This window comes from Pleomorphochaeta naphthae (genome assembly GCF_055396005.1).
Genome location: NZ_AP042457.1, coordinates 2,606,598 through 2,627,568 on the forward strand (window position 1 = coordinate 2,606,598; position 20,971 = coordinate 2,627,568).

19 protein-coding genes are annotated in these 20,971 nt (G+C 30.4%); 4 read left to right on the forward strand and 15 right to left on the reverse strand.

Translation table 11 applies throughout. The features are described from left to right. Nucleotides 1-4: 4 nt before the first annotated feature. A complete protein-coding gene (locus ACZ5SO_RS11870; RefSeq protein ID WP_464624866.1) occupies nt 5-1,261 on the reverse strand; it encodes a YihY/virulence factor BrkB family protein in 1,257 nt (418 codons plus the stop codon). A gap of 1 nt (nt 1,262) precedes the next feature. Beyond that, nucleotides 1,263-2,180, reverse strand: coding sequence for an alpha/beta hydrolase (locus ACZ5SO_RS11875; RefSeq protein ID WP_464624867.1), 918 nt, complete (start codon nt 2,178-2,180; stop codon nt 1,263-1,265). A 305-nt stretch (nt 2,181-2,485) separates the two neighbouring features. Here ACZ5SO_RS11875 and ACZ5SO_RS11880 point away from each other — a divergent pair, with 305 nt between their 5' ends. Further along, a complete protein-coding gene (locus tag ACZ5SO_RS11880) occupies nt 2,486-3,001 on the forward strand; it encodes a YfcE family phosphodiesterase (RefSeq protein WP_464624868.1) in 516 nt (171 codons plus the stop codon). Here ACZ5SO_RS11880 and ACZ5SO_RS11885 read toward each other — a convergent pair. Then, the gene (locus ACZ5SO_RS11885; RefSeq protein ID WP_464624869.1) at nt 2,996-4,645 is read right to left on the reverse strand and encodes an aldehyde ferredoxin oxidoreductase N-terminal domain-containing protein; all 1,650 of its coding nucleotides are present in this window, start codon (nt 4,643-4,645) and stop codon (nt 2,996-2,998) included. The two genes, ACZ5SO_RS11880 and ACZ5SO_RS11885, sit on opposite strands and share 6 nt — an antisense overlap. 112 nt (nt 4,646-4,757) lie before the next feature. Here ACZ5SO_RS11885 and ACZ5SO_RS11890 point away from each other — a divergent pair, with 112 nt between their 5' ends. Continuing rightward, nucleotides 4,758-6,452, forward strand: coding sequence for a uridine kinase family protein (locus ACZ5SO_RS11890; RefSeq protein ID WP_464624870.1), 1,695 nt, complete (start codon nt 4,758-4,760; stop codon nt 6,450-6,452). Nucleotides 6,453-6,493: 41 nt separating this feature from the next. Here ACZ5SO_RS11890 and ACZ5SO_RS11895 read toward each other — a convergent pair whose 3' ends face one another. The 12 genes from ACZ5SO_RS11895 to ACZ5SO_RS11950 all read right to left on the reverse strand — a co-directional run bounded on the left by ACZ5SO_RS11895 (nt 6,494) and on the right by ACZ5SO_RS11950 (nt 18,331). Then, entirely contained in the window at nt 6,494-7,102 is a 609-nt protein-coding gene (locus ACZ5SO_RS11895) for an iron-sulfur cluster assembly scaffold protein (protein WP_464624871.1), read from the reverse strand. Then, nucleotides 7,099-8,259, reverse strand: a complete 1,161-nt coding sequence (locus tag ACZ5SO_RS11900) for a cysteine desulfurase family protein (RefSeq protein WP_464624872.1) — start codon at nt 8,257-8,259, stop codon at nt 7,099-7,101. Before ACZ5SO_RS11900 ends, ACZ5SO_RS11895 begins: the two co-directional genes overlap by 4 nt. A gap of 67 nt (nt 8,260-8,326) precedes the next feature. Further along, nucleotides 8,327-8,674: a CxxCxxCC domain-containing protein gene (locus tag ACZ5SO_RS11905; RefSeq protein ID WP_464624873.1), complete on the reverse strand. Its 348-nt coding sequence runs from the start codon at nt 8,672-8,674 to the stop codon at nt 8,327-8,329. Further along, nucleotides 8,671-9,471: a 5'/3'-nucleotidase SurE gene (gene surE / locus ACZ5SO_RS11910; RefSeq protein ID WP_464624874.1), complete on the reverse strand. Its 801-nt coding sequence runs from the start codon at nt 9,469-9,471 to the stop codon at nt 8,671-8,673. Before surE ends, ACZ5SO_RS11905 begins: the two co-directional genes overlap by 4 nt. A gap of 3 nt (nt 9,472-9,474) precedes the next feature. Beyond that, nucleotides 9,475-10,641 (reverse strand): galactokinase, encoded by a 1,167-nt coding sequence (locus tag ACZ5SO_RS11915; RefSeq protein WP_464624875.1) that lies wholly within the window; start codon nt 10,639-10,641, stop codon nt 9,475-9,477. A gap of 179 nt (nt 10,642-10,820) precedes the next feature. Beyond that, nucleotides 10,821-11,024, reverse strand: a complete 204-nt coding sequence (gene rpmE / locus ACZ5SO_RS11920; RefSeq protein WP_464624877.1) for a 50S ribosomal protein L31 — start codon at nt 11,022-11,024, stop codon at nt 10,821-10,823. A gap of 68 nt (nt 11,025-11,092) precedes the next feature. Beyond that, nucleotides 11,093-13,264, reverse strand: a complete 2,172-nt coding sequence (gene rho, locus ACZ5SO_RS11925) for a transcription termination factor Rho (protein ID WP_464624878.1) — start codon at nt 13,262-13,264, stop codon at nt 11,093-11,095. 218 nt (nt 13,265-13,482) lie between these two features. Beyond that, nucleotides 13,483-14,739, reverse strand: a complete 1,257-nt coding sequence (locus tag ACZ5SO_RS11930) for a nicotinamide-nucleotide amidohydrolase family protein (protein WP_464624879.1) — start codon at nt 14,737-14,739, stop codon at nt 13,483-13,485. Continuing rightward, nucleotides 14,732-16,381 carry an apolipoprotein N-acyltransferase gene (gene lnt / locus ACZ5SO_RS11935; RefSeq protein WP_464624880.1) on the reverse strand — a complete coding sequence of 550 codons (1,650 nt, stop codon included), beginning with the start codon at nt 16,379-16,381 and terminating at the stop codon, nt 14,732-14,734. The genes ACZ5SO_RS11930 and lnt overlap by 8 nt, the downstream gene beginning before the upstream one ends. Before the next feature lie 37 nt (nt 16,382-16,418). Further along, nucleotides 16,419-16,745: an HU family DNA-binding protein gene (locus tag ACZ5SO_RS11940; RefSeq protein ID WP_464624881.1), complete on the reverse strand. Its 327-nt coding sequence runs from the start codon at nt 16,743-16,745 to the stop codon at nt 16,419-16,421. 31 nt (nt 16,746-16,776) lie between these two features. Continuing rightward, entirely contained in the window at nt 16,777-17,040 is a 264-nt protein-coding gene (gene rpsT / locus ACZ5SO_RS11945) for a 30S ribosomal protein S20 (RefSeq protein ID WP_464624882.1), read from the reverse strand. Between the two features lie 199 nt (nt 17,041-17,239). Continuing rightward, nucleotides 17,240-18,331 (reverse strand): PSP1 domain-containing protein, encoded by a 1,092-nt coding sequence (locus tag ACZ5SO_RS11950; protein WP_464624884.1) that lies wholly within the window; start codon nt 18,329-18,331, stop codon nt 17,240-17,242. A gap of 238 nt (nt 18,332-18,569) precedes the next feature. Between ACZ5SO_RS11950 and dusB the strand changes: the two genes are divergently transcribed. Together dusB and purD are read left to right on the forward strand one after the other, a co-directional pair. Then, nucleotides 18,570-19,568, forward strand: a complete 999-nt coding sequence (gene dusB, locus ACZ5SO_RS11955; RefSeq protein ID WP_464624885.1) for a tRNA dihydrouridine synthase DusB — start codon at nt 18,570-18,572, stop codon at nt 19,566-19,568. A gap of 80 nt (nt 19,569-19,648) precedes the next feature. Then, complete coding sequence (gene purD, locus ACZ5SO_RS11960) at nt 19,649-20,923, forward strand: phosphoribosylamine--glycine ligase (RefSeq protein ID WP_464624886.1); 1,275 nt, start codon at nt 19,649-19,651, stop codon at nt 20,921-20,923. The last annotated feature ends 48 nt before the right edge of the window (nt 20,924-20,971 follow it).

Consider the following 20,971-nt stretch of genomic DNA (forward strand, 5'->3'; position numbering starts at 1 on the left):
TATCTTATATTCTTTCTAATAGATTTTCTAGATTAAGTTTACCTAAAGAAGTAACACCATGTCCATGAATTTGGATAACAACAGCCTCTCCAGCTGTATCTTTGTCTTCATAACTAATTTTATCTAAACCATATAACCCATCAACAATTTTCTGTATAACTATATCTGATAAAGGTCTAGCGGGTATAAAAGAAGTTCTACCATTATTAGTTGGGATTAAATAATTGAGTTTAACAAAATAATCTAAATATCCATAAAGTCTTTTGTCTGGAATTGCTAACCTTTCATTCATTTCTCTTGTTGAAGTAGAACCTTTACCTTGTCTAAAATTATCACCAATTAACATCACTATATTTATTCCTTCAGAAATAAACTTAGCTGGGGCTTGAACTAATCCTTCATTTTGCTCTAGATCGGGTCTAAATTGATATACATAAGAGAGTTCAACTGAAAATAAAATAATTACCCACAGCATATAAAACCAAACAAGAAACAAAAAGAAAACTGCAAAAGAACCATAAATTATAGATAAATTTACAACAAAGGTAGATAAGCTAAAAAATATTGTATTAGCGATTAATACTATTAAACTGCCAACTGTTGAACCTACTGCTGCTGCTGCAAACTCTACTTTAGTATTTGGTACGAAAAAAATTAATAGGAAAAAAGCCACCCATAAAATAAAAAAGGGTAGAAATTGATTAAATATTTTTGCAGTATCACTTATTGTTTTCAATCCCATTAATTCCACATACCTTTCACTTAATCTAGATTGTACATTAATAAAAGCCGCTATTAATAATATTGAAACAATAGCAAAAGAGATGAAATTGGCAAATCGTTTAATAATATTACGATTCATTGCAGTTCTATATATCCCATTAATAACAGACCAAACCCTATTAATTAATAAAATCATAGTAACTAAAAATGATACTAATCCAACTATACCTAAGCTTGTCGCATTTTGAGTATAATTTGTCAATAAATCAACAATTTGATCCCCTATATTGTTTTTTGTGAATTCATTAATTGATGTAATAACGAAATTTTTAAAAGGATTTAGAACTCCTAGTGCACCAAAAAATGTAAAAAATACTGTTAAAGCAGGAATTAATGCTGTTAATGTCGTATAAACAAGTCCTGATGAGGCAATAAAAGCTTTATCAACTAAAAAATGATTTGATGTGACTTTAAATATCTGAGAACCACTTTTTAATCTCCTTTTAATTTCGTCAGAGGTAGCTTTTTTTTTATCCATTTTATTTTACTTTGTCCTTTAGCCATGAAGCTATAAATTCATAAGTTTCTTCTTTGTCTAATTCATTTAATAATTCATGTCTAGCATTTTCAACAAGTTTTAAATCTATATTTCGCAATCCTGCTTTTTCATAAAAAGATTTTACTTTTTTAACCCCTTTTCCAAAATTTCCGACAGGATCATCTGTACCACTAATTAATAAAAGAGGATGGTCTTTTTTAATTTTACGGGCTAAATTTATATCATTAGCCATAAAAATGCCTGTAATTAAATCTGAATAAAAAGAACTTGTACAAATAAAACCACACCAAGGATCTTTTTCATATTTTTCTACTTCTTTTGTGTCTCTACTTAGCCATTGGAACGCAGAACCTTTTGGATCAAATTTATTATTATAGGAACCAAAACTCATATCATTTAATTTCTTATTTAGAAAATGAGCACCATCTTTCTTGACACTATAATTTGCTAAAAATTTACCAATTTTACCTTTTATCCCAGGGCTATCACTAGTTCCCATTATTATCGTTGCTTTATATAGATTCTGATTCTTAGCTATTAAGACTCTAGCAATAAAAGAGCCCATAGAGTGTCCCATTAAAAACAAAGGAACCTGAGGATTATCATCAACAATTTTTTTGGAAAGTTCACTCGCATCATTAACCACTTTGTCCCAGCCATTTAACTCTGCAAAGAAACCTAAAACTTCTTTTTCACCAGTAAATCCATGACCTCTATGATCTTGTGCATACACTTTAATTCCTTGAGAATTTAAATATTTAGCAAAGTTATCATATCGAGCACTATGTTCAGCCATCCCATGTTGAATATGTAATACAGAGTTGACTTTACCCTTTGGCTCCCAAACGTGATAATAAAGTACGTGAGAATCTGCACAAATCAATTTTTCTCTAGTCATTATTGGCTCCTCATTTTTATTCTAACTATATAACTTCTATTTTCTAATTATATTAAACAAATCTATTAAATGCAAATTAATTATATTTTACAAATGTTACAACATGTTTTTAAATTATATATGTTTAAAGTTTTAATTAAACAAAGTAAAACACAAAAATGTATATAATTGACACTCAACTTACTTTCGTATCATAATGTTTTTCAACGAAGGAGAAAGCTTTAATCTATAAAACTACATAACACCTTAATGTTTAATTTAGAAGGCTTATCTTAAATAACTATTTCAGTGGGGTATAAATTTAAATGACTAAAATATTTGTTTGTTCAGACGTTCATGGAGATTATAATGCCTTTAAAAAATTCATAGAAAAAATTGACTCAAACCCCGCAATTATTTGTGGTGACTTAACACCTTACTCTCAAAGTTTTGCATATCTTTTTAATTCATTAGATAATGATATTTATTTAGTAAAAGGTAATTGTGATAATGCTTTTGACTTTTCTATAGCGAACATAATAATCCCACCTAGAATAAGAGTAGAAAACTTTTTTGATAAAACTTTTGTAATTACACATGGAGACCTTATAAAAACAGCTTCACAGAGCTCAATACAATTAAAATCAGGCGATTTTTTTCTATCTGGGCATACTCATGTACCAAAATTATTCATTGATGAGATGGGGATAATCAATCTAAATCCAGGGAGTTTAAGCAGACCTCGGGGTAACTATGATTCAAGTTATGCAATAATTTATGAAAACTTAATAGAAATTAGAACTTTAAGAAAAGATAAAATAATTTTTAAATTAAAATTATAATGTAGCCTCTTCTTCTTTAATTAGGGACAAGTAATCATCTAAAAACGATCCCACAGAAACTGTATTTTCTCCATAATTACTAAACCTATTTGTTAAAAAATATATAGGGATATTATTTATTGAATAAACAACTTCATTTTTACTAATTTCCTCAATATTTCTTCTAACAAAAAAGCTCCTCTTTCCTAGATTAAATAAATCTTCTTCACTTATTTTATATCCTTCAGCTATAGCAAAAACTTTAGTTAATATGTTAATAAATCTATTTTTAGTTTTTTTTAACTTTCCATCTATATAAGCTAAATAAAGAACATTTTTCCAACTTAGTCCTAAAATTTCACAAATCTCTCTATATATTTGCGAAGTGTATAAGGCTTTAACTACATTCTTTTTTTTCAGCTCCCCAAACATTTCCCAAGGAACAAAAGTATCATCATCTAAAGCAACTGATAGAGAAAAAGCTTTTAAACCTCTTAAATCTAAAGGTAATAATTCTTTATTTAAAGATGTAAAATTAAATTTGTTAAATCCAAACTTTTTGGATAATGAATTTACACCTTCATTTAAATTTGAAAAATGACTTTTGGATGTTGCTAAATATTCAATTATTATAATTAACCTTTCTATAATATCAACATTTTTATCAATCTTTAAATCGATTATTTTCTCTTCTTCAGCAAATAAAACCCAATTTAAAAAAATTCCAATTGATATAGGATCAACCCCTAAGGAAAGACAACACTCTTCTAATATTTTAACTTTCTTCCAATCATATATTCCAATATTAGCCCCTAAAGCCAAAGCTATTAGCCAATCTAAATCACAATCAGGAGTCAAATCACTACCAAGGCCCCATAACCTTGGGTCAGTGCGATATTTGAAAGATTCAATAGCTGCCCAACCATATTTAGAAGCATATTCTAAAATATTAACCTTTTTCCTCTTTTCAAAATATGTATTTACTTCAATTGATAATTTTTCATAATATGGCAATCTTATCTTATCTTTACTACTATAGATAGCTACGCATTTTAGATTTTTCATTCCAAAGATTGCACCAACTCCACTTCTGCCAACATTTAACGAATCAATATTAACTGAAGCATAATCAATAGCCTTTTCTCCAGGTGCACCAATAGAAATAATACTAGAAGCTTTTTCTAAAAACATTTCTATATCACGAGTATTTAAATTATGAAAATTCTCACAAAGACTTATTTTTATTTCACTTTTCCATATTTCTATATTTGTTAATCTTCTAGCTCTTCCTCTAATTACTAAGGCGCTAAAACCTAAAGAACTTAAGGCTAAGGCAAAAGACTTAGAAGAAAAGTTATATGATACTACTGATTTACTTTCTAAAGAATATGTTAAAAGTGTAGAACTCTTAGCGAAATCAAAACCTAAATCACTAGCAGCTCCTAAACTTATTACTATAGGAGCTCCAACATATAAACAATCTTTATTAATTGTATCCCAATCGACATAATCTACCCAGAGCTTGTATGCTAAAGCTCTTCCCCCATGGTATTTAGTACAAACTTTTTCATCAAGTTTTGTACAGCTATATTCATCTTTTGTTAAATCGATAACTAATATTTCTCGATTTCTGTAAGGATACCCTTTGTCAATTGTTTTTCTCATTATTATTTTAATTATACCTTTTTTCGAAATATTCGCAACATTGTTAGAAATAAATAATTTTCTTTTAACTTTATTCTTTATTATAAATTATACTTGCACTCATAAAAAAGAGATGTACAATGAAGATATGAATACAAAAATTAAAACAACATACAATAACAAAACGATTGAACACTCTAGTGGTATCTCAATTAAAGACTGCTTATTAGATCATAATGTAAAATTAGAAACTGAATATCAAAAAAATCCAATTGTTGCAGTTCAAGTTAATTATGAGCTATTGCCTTTATCATTTAGACTCACTTATGATGCTGTTATTACGCCCATATATCTATTCTCAGATTTAGGAAAAAGAGTATATCGCCATAGTATATGCTACCTTCTTTGTTATGCCTCTTGGAAACTTTTCCCTAAAAGACGCCTAATGATTGGGCATAGCCTAGGAGATGGTTATTATTTTCATTTCACAGACTCTTATTTTTTAAAACAAGAGGATATTGAAAAACTAAAAAATGAAATGAATAGTATTATAAAAAGTGGTATTGATATTACATATACTTGTGTTCCTTATGAAAAATGTCTAAATTATTTTAAAGAACGTGGCTCTGATCAAACTGTTGATTTAATAAAATTTCAACATGAGCCAGTTATTGCAATATATAAAATTAATGATTACATGGACAAAAGCTATGAACCTCTAGTTTATAACACAAGTATTTTAAGTCTTTGGGATTTAAGAAAATATGATTCTCTAGGTATGCTATTAAGATATCCTAGATCTAGTGATTTTACACAACTTCAAGAGTTTAAAGATAATCCTTTATTATTTAAAGTTTTTAAAGAATATAAAAAATGGAATAGAGTTTTGCATTTTGAATCTCTTGGTAAATTAAATATGAATTGCATAAACAATGATATAAGTGATTACATACGCCTCGCAGAAACTCTCCAACAAAAAAAAATTGCTCAAATATCTGATGCTATCTGCGATAGACAATCTACACGAATTGTATTTATTGCAGGTCCTTCTTCTTCAGGTAAAACTACTTTTACTCATAAGTTAGGTATACAGTTAAAATTACTTGGAAAAAATCCTATCCTAATTTCCTTAGATAATTATTATAGACTAAAAAAAGATATTCCTTTAGATGAAAACGGTAAATTAGACTTTGAATGCCTCGAGGCCCTTGATACAGATTTATTCCAACAAAATATAAATGATCTTTTTAATGGAAAAAAAGTTGAATTACCAAGCTTTAATTTCAAAAAAAATAAAAGAGAATATTTAGGAAACTCAGCAGAGCTTGACAACGAAACTATTTTATTGATTGAAGGTATTCATGGTTTAAATCCTAAATTGATCCCTAATGTTGATAAAGATACTACTTTTAAAATTTATATTTCAGCTCTCACACAATTAAATCTTGATGACCATAATAGGATTAGCACAACTGATAATAGAATTTTAAGAAGAATCACAAGAGATAATATGACTAGAGGAGTCAGTGCTACCACAACTTTAACTATGTGGGAGAGTGTTCAAGCTGGTGAAAACAAACATATTTTCCCTTATCAAAATAATGCTGATATTATGTTAAATTCAGCTCTAGAGTACGAATTAGGAGCAATAAAACCTTTTGTTGAACCTTTGCTTAAAACTGTTGAACCTTCTTCTTCAATGGCCTTCGCGATTGCAAGAAGACTATTAGCCTTCTTATCTAGAGTTCACCCTATACCTGAAAGTCTAGTACCTAAAGATTCTCTGTTAAGAGAATTTATTGGTGGAAGCGAATTTAACGTAACTTAATTTAAAAAAAATGCTAGGGAATTAAACCCTAGCAATTTTTTTTATTTCCCATAAATATGGCGATATTCTTCAAATAAATCTTTGACTTTATCCTTACATTTACCACATTTTGTTCCATAATTTGTAAGCTTTTGAAGTTCTTCAAGATTAGTTGCTTTATCAGTTTTAACTAATTCTTCAATTGTTTGATCAGTAACATTATTACATTCACATACAACTACTGCAACTTTATGCTTAAGATGATTTGGTAAATTATTTTTTTCTAAATAATCATCAATCGCTGATCTTAAACCTTTATCTCCCAAGACGGAACAATGGAATTTGTGCTCAGGTAAACCACCTAAAGCATCAGTAATCATTTTTGGAGTTATCTTATAAGCTTCTTCTAAACTCATTCCTTTAACTAACTCACTCATAACTGAAGTACTAGCTATTGCTGAGGCACAACCATATGTTAACCATCTAATATCTTCTATTTTATTATCTTTAACTTTAATACCAATTCTCATTTGATCTCCGCAAGCTAAAGATCCTACTTCACCGACTCCGTCTGGTTCAAAATCATCTTCTTTTCTCCAAATATTTCTTGGATTCATAAAATGATCTTTTACTACATCTGTATATACCCATTGGTCTAAAAAACTACTCATCGTGTACTCATCTCCCTGATTCTTTTAATAATTGGTGGTAACTTTTCTAAAACGTAATCTACATCTTCCATTGAATTATATCTTCCAAGACTAAATCTTATGGAACCATGCGCAATTTCTATATCGAGTCCACCTGCTAATAATACATATGAAGGTTCTAAACTACCGGTAGCACAAGCTGAGCCTGTTGATACAGCTATACCTTCCATATCCAAATATAATAATATTGATTCACCTTCTGCACCTGGGAAAGATACATTTAATGTGCCTGGTAAACAATGTTCTTGATTTCCATTGACAATTACTTCATCAATTCTTTCTAAAATTCCTTTTCTTAAAGCTTCTCGCATTTCCCAAAGTTTTTCTTTTTCATAAGATAAATCTCTTTTAGCAATGTCGCAAGCTTTACCAAGCCCAATAATTGCAAAGTTATTATATGTACCAGGGCGATATCCTTTTTCTTGATGACCACCATGCATTAAATTAAATATTGGAGCTTTGTTTCTTGTTGCTAATACACCAATACCTTTAGGCCCATAAAATTTATGTCCAGAAAGACTTAAATAATCAATACCTATGTCTTCCATTGATATTTCCATTTTTCCAATTGATTGGGTTGCATCACTGTGGAATAAGGCACCTACTTCATGTGCTAAAGCTGCTGCTTCTCTTATAGGTTGTATAGTCCCTGTTTCATTATTAGCACTCATAACACTTACAAGCACAACATCTTTATCTAGTTTATTTTTTAAATCTTCTAAATCTAATAAACCAGTGGAATCAACATTAACAAGATCTATAGTATACCCTTTGCTTCTAAGATACTTTGCTGTCTCTATAATTGCAGGATGTTCAATTGTTGTAGTAACAATTCTACCTTTACCCTTATTTTTATCAATTAGAGATGCCCCTATATTAAATACTATATTATTTGATTCGGTCGCACCGCTTGTGAAATATATCTCATCTTTATTTGCACCAATTAGTGATGCAACTTGTCCTCTAGCCTTTGAAATCCCCATAGCAGCTGCTCTTCCAAAGCCATGCATACTTGAAGCGTTTCCAAACAACTGTTGGGATTCACTCATTAATTGCCATACTTCAGGAGCTACCTGAGTTGTGGCATTATTATCAAGATAAACAAATTTGTTATCCATTTTTTTTACCTCTAGTTAAAATATACAAAATTATCTCATAAAATCAAATTGAATTTATGAACCAACGTTAAAAACATTGATATACAAAATTATCTGTATCATCACTACTAGGAGGTTGTTTACTGTGTATTAGTCTTAGCATTCTAATCGAAGAAAATCGAATATGCTTTAATTTTGCCCACTCAACATATCCACAAGTTGGAGGCAAATAAGGAGCGAACATAGCTTTTGTAAGTGTTACTTTTTTACATCTAACACTATCTACAAATCTAGTCGCATAGATTTTACATGTTTTAGTTCTTATATCGAAATGTTCACAATATGAATCTAAATCGATTACTAAGGTTTTATTATATATTACTTTCTCATGGCAACATAAGCCACATTTTTTACAATGACATTCCCAATTTTTCATATGGCTCTCCCTTCAAGTTCAACTAACTTTTCTTGAAGCGAAGATATAGCTGGCAATATTTCTAATATCGATACAGCTATATGATTATTATTTATCAATTCATAATCTGTTATTGAGGGATAACTATGAGATACTAAACTTGGAGCTTTATTTGTTCCTTTTAAACCTAATGTTATTTTATTTTGAGATTTTTCTTCAACTTTAATATCATCTAAAGTTCCTTTAGTAACTTCAGCGCTATCATTATAATCCAAAAATCCAACACATCCCGTTTTCCATGGACCTTCACAGTCATGGGGAACATTAATATTCACCATAGAATTCTTTGTGCAAAGCGGATAAAAAACATCTATGTGTTCTGCTAAAAAGATTGCGGCTTTTTCAAAATTGAATTTTTGACCTTTTGGAGGCATGGCTAATGATATTGCCATTGCCTTAATTCCTATAAGCACAGCTTCTCTTGCAGCTCCAACTGTACCTGAATATAAAATATCACTGGAAACATTCAAGCCATGATTAATACCACTAATAACTAAATCAAAATCGTTAGGGGAAAATAATCCCCCTCTAAAGCTATATAATAAACAATCTGCTGGTGTTCCAGAACAATGATAATGATTTTTAGAATATGAATAAATATGTATAGAATCTCTTAGACTAACAGCTTGAGATGAAGCACTTCGTTGTGTTGAAGGCGCACAAACACTAATCTTATGACCATAAGATTTTAACACTTCTTCTAATACAATTATTCCTTTGCTATTATAACCATCATCATTTGTTAGCAATATTCTCATTCATTATTTTAAAAACAATACTTTTGCACTTCCTGTTGGAACAAATTTTTTCCAAGTAGGTTCAAAGCCAAAAATATGTCCATATTCCTCCATCTTAGCTTGATATAGTTCGAGAGCTTCATCACTAATTAGTAACATAATTGAACCACTGTTTCCATCAAAGACTAGGTGTGCACCTTTGCAGCCTTCAAGTTCGCCAGCTCTCTTAACTAACCAATCGACTTCAGGGCAAGTTATCTCAAGTTTATCTCTTAAGTCTACTTCAGCTCTGTTCATAACCCTACCATATAGTACAGGTTGGTTTTGTTCAAGCAGGTTTTTGGCTTCCTGAGCAAATCTTGACTCTCTCAAAGTAAAAACACATATATTTCTATACTTTTCTTCAATTGGAATTATTCTAGAAGCTATATCTTTTTCAGGAATATCTCTTCTTGGAGTATCTTTATAAAATACATGAAGTTTATCTAAGGCTTCTTGAGTCAACTGATGAGCTATAAGGTTTTCTTCCCTCATAGCTTGCGATGGTATTTTACTATCTATAATTATTGCTTTATATTTTGAATCAAGTTTCCCAAATGGAAAATCAACAAATTGATATGTACTATGTTGGTGATCGAAGAAAACAACTTGTTCTTCTATTCCATTCAACAATGTCATTAAATCGCCAATACGACATGTCTCATTATTAAATGAAGTATTAGCTTGATGAACTACCCTAACAATATCTTGTTGGGATAATTTCAATTGAAATAAAGAATCCAAAGCCAAACAAGTCGCTAATGCAAGGCTAGTGCTTAAAGAAGTATTATCACTATTTAGACCGTTTCCATCTAATGTTATGTTCATTCCGACAAATGAATGACCTTCTTTTATCAAAACAGCAATTACTGCTTTAACATAGTTAGCCCATCTGTCCTCTTTCCTGAATCTCAAAGCATTAATTGCAAATCTTTTTCTATCACTTCCATCAGCTTTTATAACTTTTACTAAATTATCATTACTTTTTGATATTGCAATTATAACTGAGTTTATACCACAACAAAGAACAGAGTAACCTTGACACGCATCCGCAAAGGCACCAAATAAAGTACAAACAATTGGAGCTTTAGCTATAACCTGAGGTTCAATTTTATCATAATTCTTTTTATGTTTAGTAATGATATTATTCATAAATGGCCCTTTTTCTTTAGTCTAAGCTATATAAAGGCATATTGCAACAAAAAAATTAATTTTGAAAGTTTAAATCTAGTATCAGAGTTTCTTGTCAAACAGTGATATCAGATAATCAAGATATCATTCTTACTGAGCAAACAAAAAACCACTGAGTTTCCTCAGTGGCCCCATGATAATTACTTTGAAATACCATATCTTTTCTTAAAGCGCTCTACACGGCCTGTTGTATCAACAAGCTTTTGTGTGCCTGTATAGAATGGGTGACAAGCAGAACAAATTTCTACTTCAACGTTTTTTGCAGTTGTTTTTGTTTTGAAAACATTACCACATGAACAATGAATTTCTCTTAATTCATATTTAGGATGAATTTTATCTTTCATAAGATGCCTCCACATATATCTTAATTTGCTGATACGAGAATCCTCTTGACAGCAAACAAATTTCATTTCTATTTCGCAATAGCTGTATTAATAGATTTAAAGAACGCTTCATTATTCTTTGCTTTTCGCATTTTGTCAATAAGGAAAGTCGTCTGATCGACCTCATCCATATCATTTATTGCATTTCTTATAATCCAAATACGTTGTGCTTCATCACTAGGTATCAATAAATCGTCTCTTCTAGTTCCTGACTTTTTAAGATTTATAGCAGGAAATATTCTTCGATCGGATAAACGTCGATCTAAAACAATCTCATTGTTACCAGTTCCTTTGAACTCTTCAAATATAACTTCGTCCATTCTCGAACCAGTTTCTATAAGAGCTGTTGCAATAATTGTTAAGCTTCCGCCACCTTCCATGTTTCTTGCAGCACCGAAGAAACGTTTAGGTTTATGTAAAGCATTGGAATCAACACCACCACTTAGTATCTTTCCACTAGCTGGAACTGTTTGGTTATATGCTCTTGCTAAACGTGTAATTGAGTCAAGTAAAATTACGACGTCTTTATTTGCTTCAACCATTCTTTTTGCTTTTTCAATTGCCATTTCAGCTACTTGTACATGTCTTGTTGCTTGTTCATCGAAAGTTGACGCTATAACTTCACCTTTTACATTATCTTTCATATCAGTAACTTCTTCAGGTCTTTCATCAACAAGTAATACAATTAATTCAATTTCTGGATAATTTTCACTTATTGCATTTGCTATCTTTTGCATTAATACAGTCTTACCAGTTCTTGGAGGAGCTACAATTAGTGATCTTTGGCCTTTACCAATTGGACAGAACATATCAATTAATCTAGTTGAAATATCTTCACTACTATTTTCTAATCTCATTCTCTCATCTGGAAAACGAGGTGTTAAACTATCAAAGGAAGGTCTAGTTTTAGCCTTCACTACATCGTCATTATTTACACTTAAAATTTTATGTAATCCATAAAATCTCTCTGTATCTCTTGGTGTTTTAACCTGTCCATATACTAAATCACCAGTTTTTAAAGCATTATGTCTAATTAAATTAGATGAGACATATATGTCTTCTGGGCCTGAAATATAACTATTTCGACTACTTCTTAAAAAACCATAGCCATCAGGAAGGACTTCTAATGTTCCTTCAACAACTAAAGCTACATTTTTTTGGCATTGAACCTTTAAGATCTCTGTTAGTATTTCTTGTCTTTTATAATCATATATATTCTCAGGATTTAACCCAATTTCAATCCCTTTTTTTCTTAAGAGATCAAAACTCATATCATAATATTCATTAAGTAATAACTTGTCTGCATTAGGATTTTCTTCGAGATTAACTTCTTCAATTCTCTCTTCATAATGTTTTTTATTATTATTTTTATTTCTATTATTTCGATTATTATTATTTCTACGATTATTATTTGTAGTATTATTGTTATTATTTCTAGCTGTGTTTCTACGATTATTATTTGAAGTATTACTGTTTGAATTGTTTGCAGAATTATTATTTGAAGAAGTATTAACCTGGTTATTATTGTTATTATTTTGAACAAGAGTTTTTTGAGATTTTTCTTCAGTTTTAGAAGCTACTTCACTTGAAGTTGTTTCTACTACAGCTTTTTCTTCACTATTATTATCTGTATCAGCTTTGTCTTCTACAACTGTTTCTTCATTTGTGGAACTTGAATCCTCTTCACTAATTGCCTTTTTTCTTCTTCTTGTTGTTTTTTTAGGCTTAGTTTCAGTTTTATCTTCTGCTTCAATAGTTTTTTCTTCTTGAGTGTTGTTCTCTGAAGTTCCAACTTCTTTAGAAGAATCATGTTCTTCTTTTAAAGCATCAGTTTCAACTTTAGCTTTTGTTTTTCTTCTAGTAGTTCTTCTTTTTTTAGGGGCTTCTTCAACAGTTTCTGCTTCTTCTTTTTTTTCTGTAGAAGATGAGACTTCACCAAGATTTAATTCTAATTGTTCATTTTCATCAGCTTTTTGAACAACTTTCTTTTTAGTAGTTCTTTTACGTGTTTTTTTTGGTGTTTCAGTAGAAGAGTCTTCTATAGAAACTGCTTCTGTATCAGTTGTTTCACTAGTTTGTGTGTCAGCAGAATTTTGTTTTGCTGTTGTTTTTCTAACTCTTTTTTTGACAACAACTTTAACACTCTTCTTCTCTTCAGTTGCAAGATTTTTCTCTTCTTCTTGCTTAACTTCATCGGCCATATAATAAGCTCCGTTTTGATATTTAAGTTTTTGATAATTTATTACAAGATACAAAGAAATAAATTAGGTTTATCATCTTACCTAATCATCTTTACATCAATTTTGTTTAATTTATGAATATATAGTATTTAAACTAGAAATCTTTTACTCATATTAATCAGATATATAGTATAAATATAAGGCTTTCAATTTGAAAGCAATATAAGCTATGTGATAATCTAAATATATTCCCACTTATTAATAATGTCAAGCAAACTATATCCCTTTAAATACAACCTTGTTAATAAAAACGCAGCTACTGCAGCTCTTTTTCTGATTCCAGCTCTACCGGTGACTGTAAAGTGAAGACAAATAGCCTGTGGCTCTAAATTAGCAGCACTAAAACCAAACCAAACTGTACCTACTGGTTTTTCTTCTGTTCCGCCAGTGGGACCTGCAATTCCTGAAATTGAAAAAGAAACATCTGTTGATAAAATTTTTCTAACATTAGTTGCCATCTCTATAACTGTTTGCTTAGAAACAGCACCGTATGTCTCTAGAGTATCTTTTTTTACATTTAGAACTTGATTTTTTACTTTATTAGAGTAACTTACTACTCCACCTTCAAAATATGATGAACTTCCACTTCTATCTGTCAATAATTTTGCACAAAGTCCGCCTGTGCAACTCTCAGCACAAGAGATGGTCTTTTTACTTTCTATTAAATCATTTACTAATAAATCTATAGCTTCTATATTACCATCTAAAAGTAATTCGTTGCCAATTAGATCTCTTAATTTAGATATAAAATACTTTGAATTATCTCCATAAACAAATAAGCTTATTCTGTTCTCTTGAAATCTAGTACCCCAGGTAGCCCCATCAATTTTTAAACTCTCACAAGCCTCTTCTAATTTGCTTTCACAGACTAAAAAAGTTGATAATTCTGTTGTAATTCTTTCATTATAACCGATATATTCTTTAACCCAAGGAAGAACTAAATCAAAAAACATTGGTTTTAATTCTCTAGGTGGTCCTGGCATACTAACAATTACAGTCTCACCTTTTTCATCTTTAATGCTTCCTCTAAATCCAGCAGCAGTACCATAAGGATTTTCTAATAAGGTGAAATCTTGAGGTATAAGTACTTGACTATAATTTGCACCCTCAATCCTCTTTCCAACACGTTTATATAGTTCATCGTAAGCTTTTTTACTTTCTACTAAAGGTTTATTAGCTACATTTGCTATAGCAGATCTTGTTAAATCATCACTAGTTGGTCCAAGTCCTCCTGTAACAAATATTAAATCATTTTTGCCTAACCATGATTTTAAAAGTTCTTCTATAGAACCATCATCATTAATTATTGCAATTTGATTTACTATAATATTTAATTTATTTAATTCTTGAGATATTAATTTTGAATGTTTATCTTCTATGATTCCTTTAGTTAATTCAGAACCAATTATACAAATAGATGCTGTTTTATTACTCATTTTTCCCTCGATTACTAATTTTTAATATTACTGCAATAATTATTAAAAGAATAGATACATACTTTGTTATTATAGCAAATAAGTTTGGATGTAATGTAAAAAATGAAAAGCCATTTGCTTCGGTTGTAAAAACAGGAACTTCATATATTTTCCAACCTGGATGGAAAGGTTCCATTGGATCAATCATTCGACCTACAGGGTCTATTCTACAGGTTATACCACTATTAGTACTCCTAATGGTAGACCGTCTGTTCTCAATTGATCTATAGACGCCTATGGCTGCATGTTGCATCTCACTTACTACAGAATATGCCCAACCATCATTTGTCATATTTACAATTACATTAGCACCGTTTCTAACAAAGTCTGCTGAGATTTCTCCAAAAACATCTTCAAAACATATTGGTGTTGAAAATGTTATTCCCCTCTCAGCTGTAAAGACTACAGGCTCATCACCTTTTTCCCACCAATGGTAATCATTTGCTTTTAAGAGAGCATATAAATGTGGCATCTGTTTTTCATAAGGAAAGTGCTCTGTAAATGGTACTAAATGTTGTTTTCTATATGTTTGTTCAATTTTACCATCATTAAAATAGATTACTGTATTATAATCTTTTCTATTCCACTCACCATTTTCTAATATAGCGGGCTTAGTTTCATCATCAAGAACACCTTCAGGATTTCCTGTTAAAAGAGGAACTCCAAGTTCATATCCAAAGTTTACAAACTCTTCTACAAGTTTGCTTGTATCCTCATCACTAGGATATTTCTCATGCCAAGCTACACTCGGAACAAAAGCTGTTTCACTCCATATAACTATATCAGGATTTTCACTTAAGGCTTCAAGCGAATACAATCTTAAATTATTAAAGTTTCTCTTATATGTTAAATATCCACCTTTCCAAGTATCACTGCTGTGTTGAACACTTGCAACTTTCCAAATATCTTGAGGTTCTGTATTATCCCATTTCCTTATGGAAATAAAACCAAAAATTAAAATTGCTATAAATACTATTATAAATACAACTTCATCAATAATATATTCTTTTAAGAAAGCTTTAAAAGGTTTAGCTTTATCTGCTAAATAATCCCCTAAGTAAACTCCAAAGAATATTTGAGGTAAAACCATGATAAAATTAATACCCCAAACACCTGTGATTGAAGCTATTTGAATAAATGGTAAAAATTTATAAGGAGCATAGCCTAATATACCATAAGGGTAACCAGCAAACCAATTTTGAGATACATATGTATAGGCGGTGTATAAGATGGCATTAAGCAAAAAACCACGTTTTTTGAACGTTGAATCAATTAATTTGAATAAGGGAAAAGCTATAAGCAATTCACCACCCTTAATTATTGGAACTAAAAGTATGGCTAGTGGATGGAAAGTCTTTAACCAATAGTTAAATATTAAATAAAAGACAAATCCATAAAGAAATCCATAGACAGGGGTTAGATACCACTTTGTGTTATGGATAACTGCAAACATAGGAATAAGGGCAATAAAAGATAAAACCCATAATCCATTAAGGCTAATGAAACTAGGAAAAGATATTGCAAATATAAATGCAGATATTATTAACAATAAAACCTCAGAGACTACAGTCCCGAGGTTTCTATTAGAGTGTAATTTAAACAATTGAAGATCTCCATTATTTATCAGGAAATATTATTTATTAACCGCGAAGGTTCCAAACTCTTTCTTTTAACTCACGACCTGGTCTAAAGAAAGCAACTCCATGAGTATCTACAGTAACAGGAGCACCAGTTTTAGGATTGTGTGCACGATCTCTTTGTTTTCTTGTATGTACCTCAAAAGTACCGAAACCTCTAAGTTCTATCACTTGGTCTCTTTTCAAACCATCTTTAACTTCTTCAAAGAACTCGTCAATTAACATATGAATTTCTGCTTTTGTAATATCAGTATCTTCATAACGTTCTTTTAATTTGGCATATAAATTATCAATTATAATAGATTTAGTCAATTTCTTGGATTCTGCCATAAAAAATGCTCCTTAAAAATTATATTATCTACTAGTTTAATTTAGCTAGGGCAGCATAAATTCTAGATTTTTTACGACTTGAAGTATTTCTATGTAAAACACCTTTACTTGTAGCAGAATCTAATAATTTAAAACTTTCTTTCATAGCTACTTCAGCAGCAGCTTTATCTTCAGCTAAAATACATTTCTCAAATTTCTTTATAGCTGTTCTAACTTCACTCTTAATTGCTCGGTTTCTCATGCGACGAGTGATATTTTGTCTTTCTCTTTTTTTTGCGGAATTGTTGTTAGACACGTAATACCTCCAAAATATTACTTATATTTTTTATTATTTTCTTGTCATTTATAAAATTAAATGAGTTGGCTTATTTCCAACAAGTACCTAAAATATCACAACTTTATAAGTTCGGTCAATACAAACCGAAGTTTTAAGTAATAAATAATTTATTTACTCAATAATAATACATTTTTTTTCTCTATCAGTATTTAAGTGATTAATCTTCAAGAAGCTGTTTGACATATTCTTTATCAACAACCCAATATTTACTTTCACTATTATACTTTGTTTTTGTAGCGTCAATATTAAGCATCCTTCCATCTGCTGCAACTAATAATAACTTTTTAGTAATTACATTGACCTCAGATACTTTCATTAACTCTCTTCCAATTTTTAATCTACTTCCTTCAGGAGGAAATTTTAATTTCTCTTCTACATAATAATCTTGCTCATATGCTAAACAACAAAGGAGTCTACCACATGGTCCTGAAATTTTCATTGAATTCAATGATAAATTCTGTTCTTTAGCCATCTTGATTGAAACAGGTTGTAATTTATCAGTAACTCCATGACAACAATAATCCCTACCACAAACAGCTAATCCACCAAGGACTCGACTTTCATCTCTAACACCAATTTGTCTTAGCTCGATTCTAATCCTGAAAACACTTACTAGATCTTTTACTAATTCTCTAAAATCTACCCTAACATCTGAGGTAAAAAAGAAAACGACCTTTGGTTCTACTAGTAAAAAATGAGCAGTTACTAGTTTCATTTCTAATTTATGCTTTTTTATCTTTTCCCTGCATAATGTTAGAGCATCTTTCTCTCTCTTGCATAAATCTTCATATCTTTCTAAATCATGCTGTGTTGCAACTCTCTCAAGCCAAGTAACATTGTTTTTAATTTCTACCTTTTCTTTTCCACAATGTTTACAACTATTATCTAGATTATCAAAATTCCTATAGAGGACAACTTCTTTTTCTTCATCTTCTAATTGAGAAGGCTCTCCTTCTGCAACTAAATCACTATTATCCTCTTCAACGCTCTCACCACAAATACAGGCTCCACATGCATTAGTATTACCACATCGATATGGTTTACCTAATTGAGAGGCATCTCCAACAACTACCCCTAAATCAAGACCATAACGAGTGTCAAAAATTACTTTTTCTCCTATTGGAAGAGGTTTATCCCAAGCACAAAGTGCAACCTCATTTGAAGCAGGATTTTTAATTAAATATATATAGCCAGAATCTGGATGTTTTTGATTCATTTCTTTATCATTATTTTGTTTATTAGTCTTCATAAAGTTCCTATTAACGTAACTTACTTGAAATCAACGTTACAAAATAAAGTATCACGAGTAAGATAAAAAGTCAAATAATAGAGAAGTATCTACTTATTTTTGATTTTCAACTATTACATTTATTATTTTTTTCTTTAAAAACTAAATTATACTACAAAAATATATATTATATTTTAGAACTCTTTGATAAAATATAATATGAGACTAAATAAAATAAGAAAGACCTTAGGAGATAATATTGTATAACGATTCTTTATATCATCCAATCTATATAAAAAATGTTAAAATTGAAGGAAATCTATTCTTAGCACCTTTAGCTGGATATACTGACATTCCTTTTAGATCATTATGCCTTAAACATGGGGCAAACCTTACCACTTCAGAGATGGTAAGCACTGAAGGTATTGCTAGAAATAACAAAAAAACTACAGACTTAATGACACGTGCTGAAAATGAAAAACTTTTTGCAATACAAATTTTTACTGACAATCTAGATTCACTTGAAAGAGGGTTTGATAATTTATTAAAAGCTAACCCAACTATAATTGATATAAATTGTGGATGTCCTGTCCCAAAAGTAACTAAAACAGGTGCAGGTAGTGCCCTTATGAAAACACCTAATGTTATGGCTGACTTAGTTAGATTTATTTCTACCCACACCGACATTCCAGTAAGTGTAAAATTTAGAACGGGATGGGATTTAGAAAATGAAAACTATATAGACTTTGCAAAGCTAGCTATAGATAGTGGTGCCAGTAGTTTATGTATGCATGCTAGAACTAAAACACAAGGGTATATGCCAACTGCTCATTGGGATCGATTAGAAAAATTAGCAACTATGGTTCATGAAAACTACAAAGGGATTCCAGTCTTTGGATCAGGAGATTTATTTAAACCAAATGATGGCTTAAATATGATAAAAGAAACAAATGTCGATGGGCTTATGTTCGCAAGGGGTGCTATTGGAAATCCTTTTATTTTTGAACAAACAAAACATTTACTTCTAACTGGAGAAGATATTTACCCTTCTTCTATTGAAGATAGAGTAAATATAATACTAGAACAACTTGATTTAATGTGCTCTGTAAAAAGAGAAGACCTTGCTTATAGAGAAATGCGTAAACACTGTTGTGCTTATTTAAAAGGAATTAGAGGATCATCAAAAGTTAAACAATTATTGATGAAAGCTAATAGTAAACAAGACTATATAGATGCATTATCTTTGTTAAGTCAATAACAATTAAATTTGTTGGATAAATACATGTTGACCCTAACATTATGATAATGGTATCTTTACAGAACTAAGGGGGATCTTTAATGAGATTATTAGTACTAGGCTCCGGAGCTAAGGACCATGCAATCACATGGTTTTTTTCGCAAAGCAAACTTATAAATGGCTTATATGTTGCTCATGGCAATATCGGGACAGAAGGAATTGCTGTAAATTTAAAATACGTTAATCCATCTTCTCCTGAAAGTGTTTATAGAGCATGTCTTCTCCATAACATTGATACTGTTTTTATCGGAACAGAAGCTCCTCTAATGACTGGGGTTGTCGATTTCTTAAAAGAAAAAGGTATTACTGTCTTTGGAACTCCTTCTCATTGTTTAAAACTAGAAAACGATAGAGAGTATGCTAGGGATTTTTCAACAAAATATAATATTTTGATACCTCAGCATAAAATATTTAAAGATTTTTCTTCCCTTTCTAAATTTCTCAATAAAAATGAAAACAAAAGATTTGTAATTAAAAGTAACGAACAAGCACCAAGTAGAGTTATGATAGATAGTGATAATAAACAAGCTCTATTGTCTTTCTCTAAAAAACTGTTAGAAAATGCTCCTATACTATTAGAAAATCATATTGAGGGACTTCCTCTAACTGTTACTTTATTCATAGATAATAAAGGTTATCTAATGCTCCCTATCTGTAGTGAATATACTAAAACAGAAAAAGGAGGGCTACCCACTGGTGGAATGGGCTCTATCTGTCCTGTTCCAATTTCTCAAATTAACAAAGATATAATTAAAGATAAAATTATTAATCCTGTCCTTGAAGGAATGAAAAAGGAAAACCTTTTATATAGAGGGGTTTTAACTCTTTCTCTCATTCTTAATAAAGATTTAGGTCCAATTTTGGTAGATTATCACGTTCGTCTTAATGACCCCGCAACCCAGTCTATTATTCCTTTAATCAAATCTGATGCTGTTGAAATATATGAGACTTTAAATAATGACAATATTGGTAATTTTAAATTAGATATTAGCAACGATACTTGTACTGCTATTGTTATAGCAAGTGAAGGATATCCAGGAAATCCTGTAATTAATAAAGAAGTTGAACCTATATCTTCTCCTTTACTCTTTAATACTTTTAGCAAAGACTTACCTCTATTTTTCTATGGGTGTATTGATAAAGAAGGCTCTAAGATTGTTACTACCGGTGGTCGTTGTGTTACTATCGTAGGTAGATCAACAAATATTATTAAAGCTAGCGAAGAGGCTTATAAAGCTATTAAACATATTAAATTTGAGGGTATGTGGTATAGAAAAGATATCGGAGTTAAATTTTATGATATCTGTAATTTTTAATTAAATATCTATTTTATTTTAAACCACCCATAAAATGATTGGGTGGTT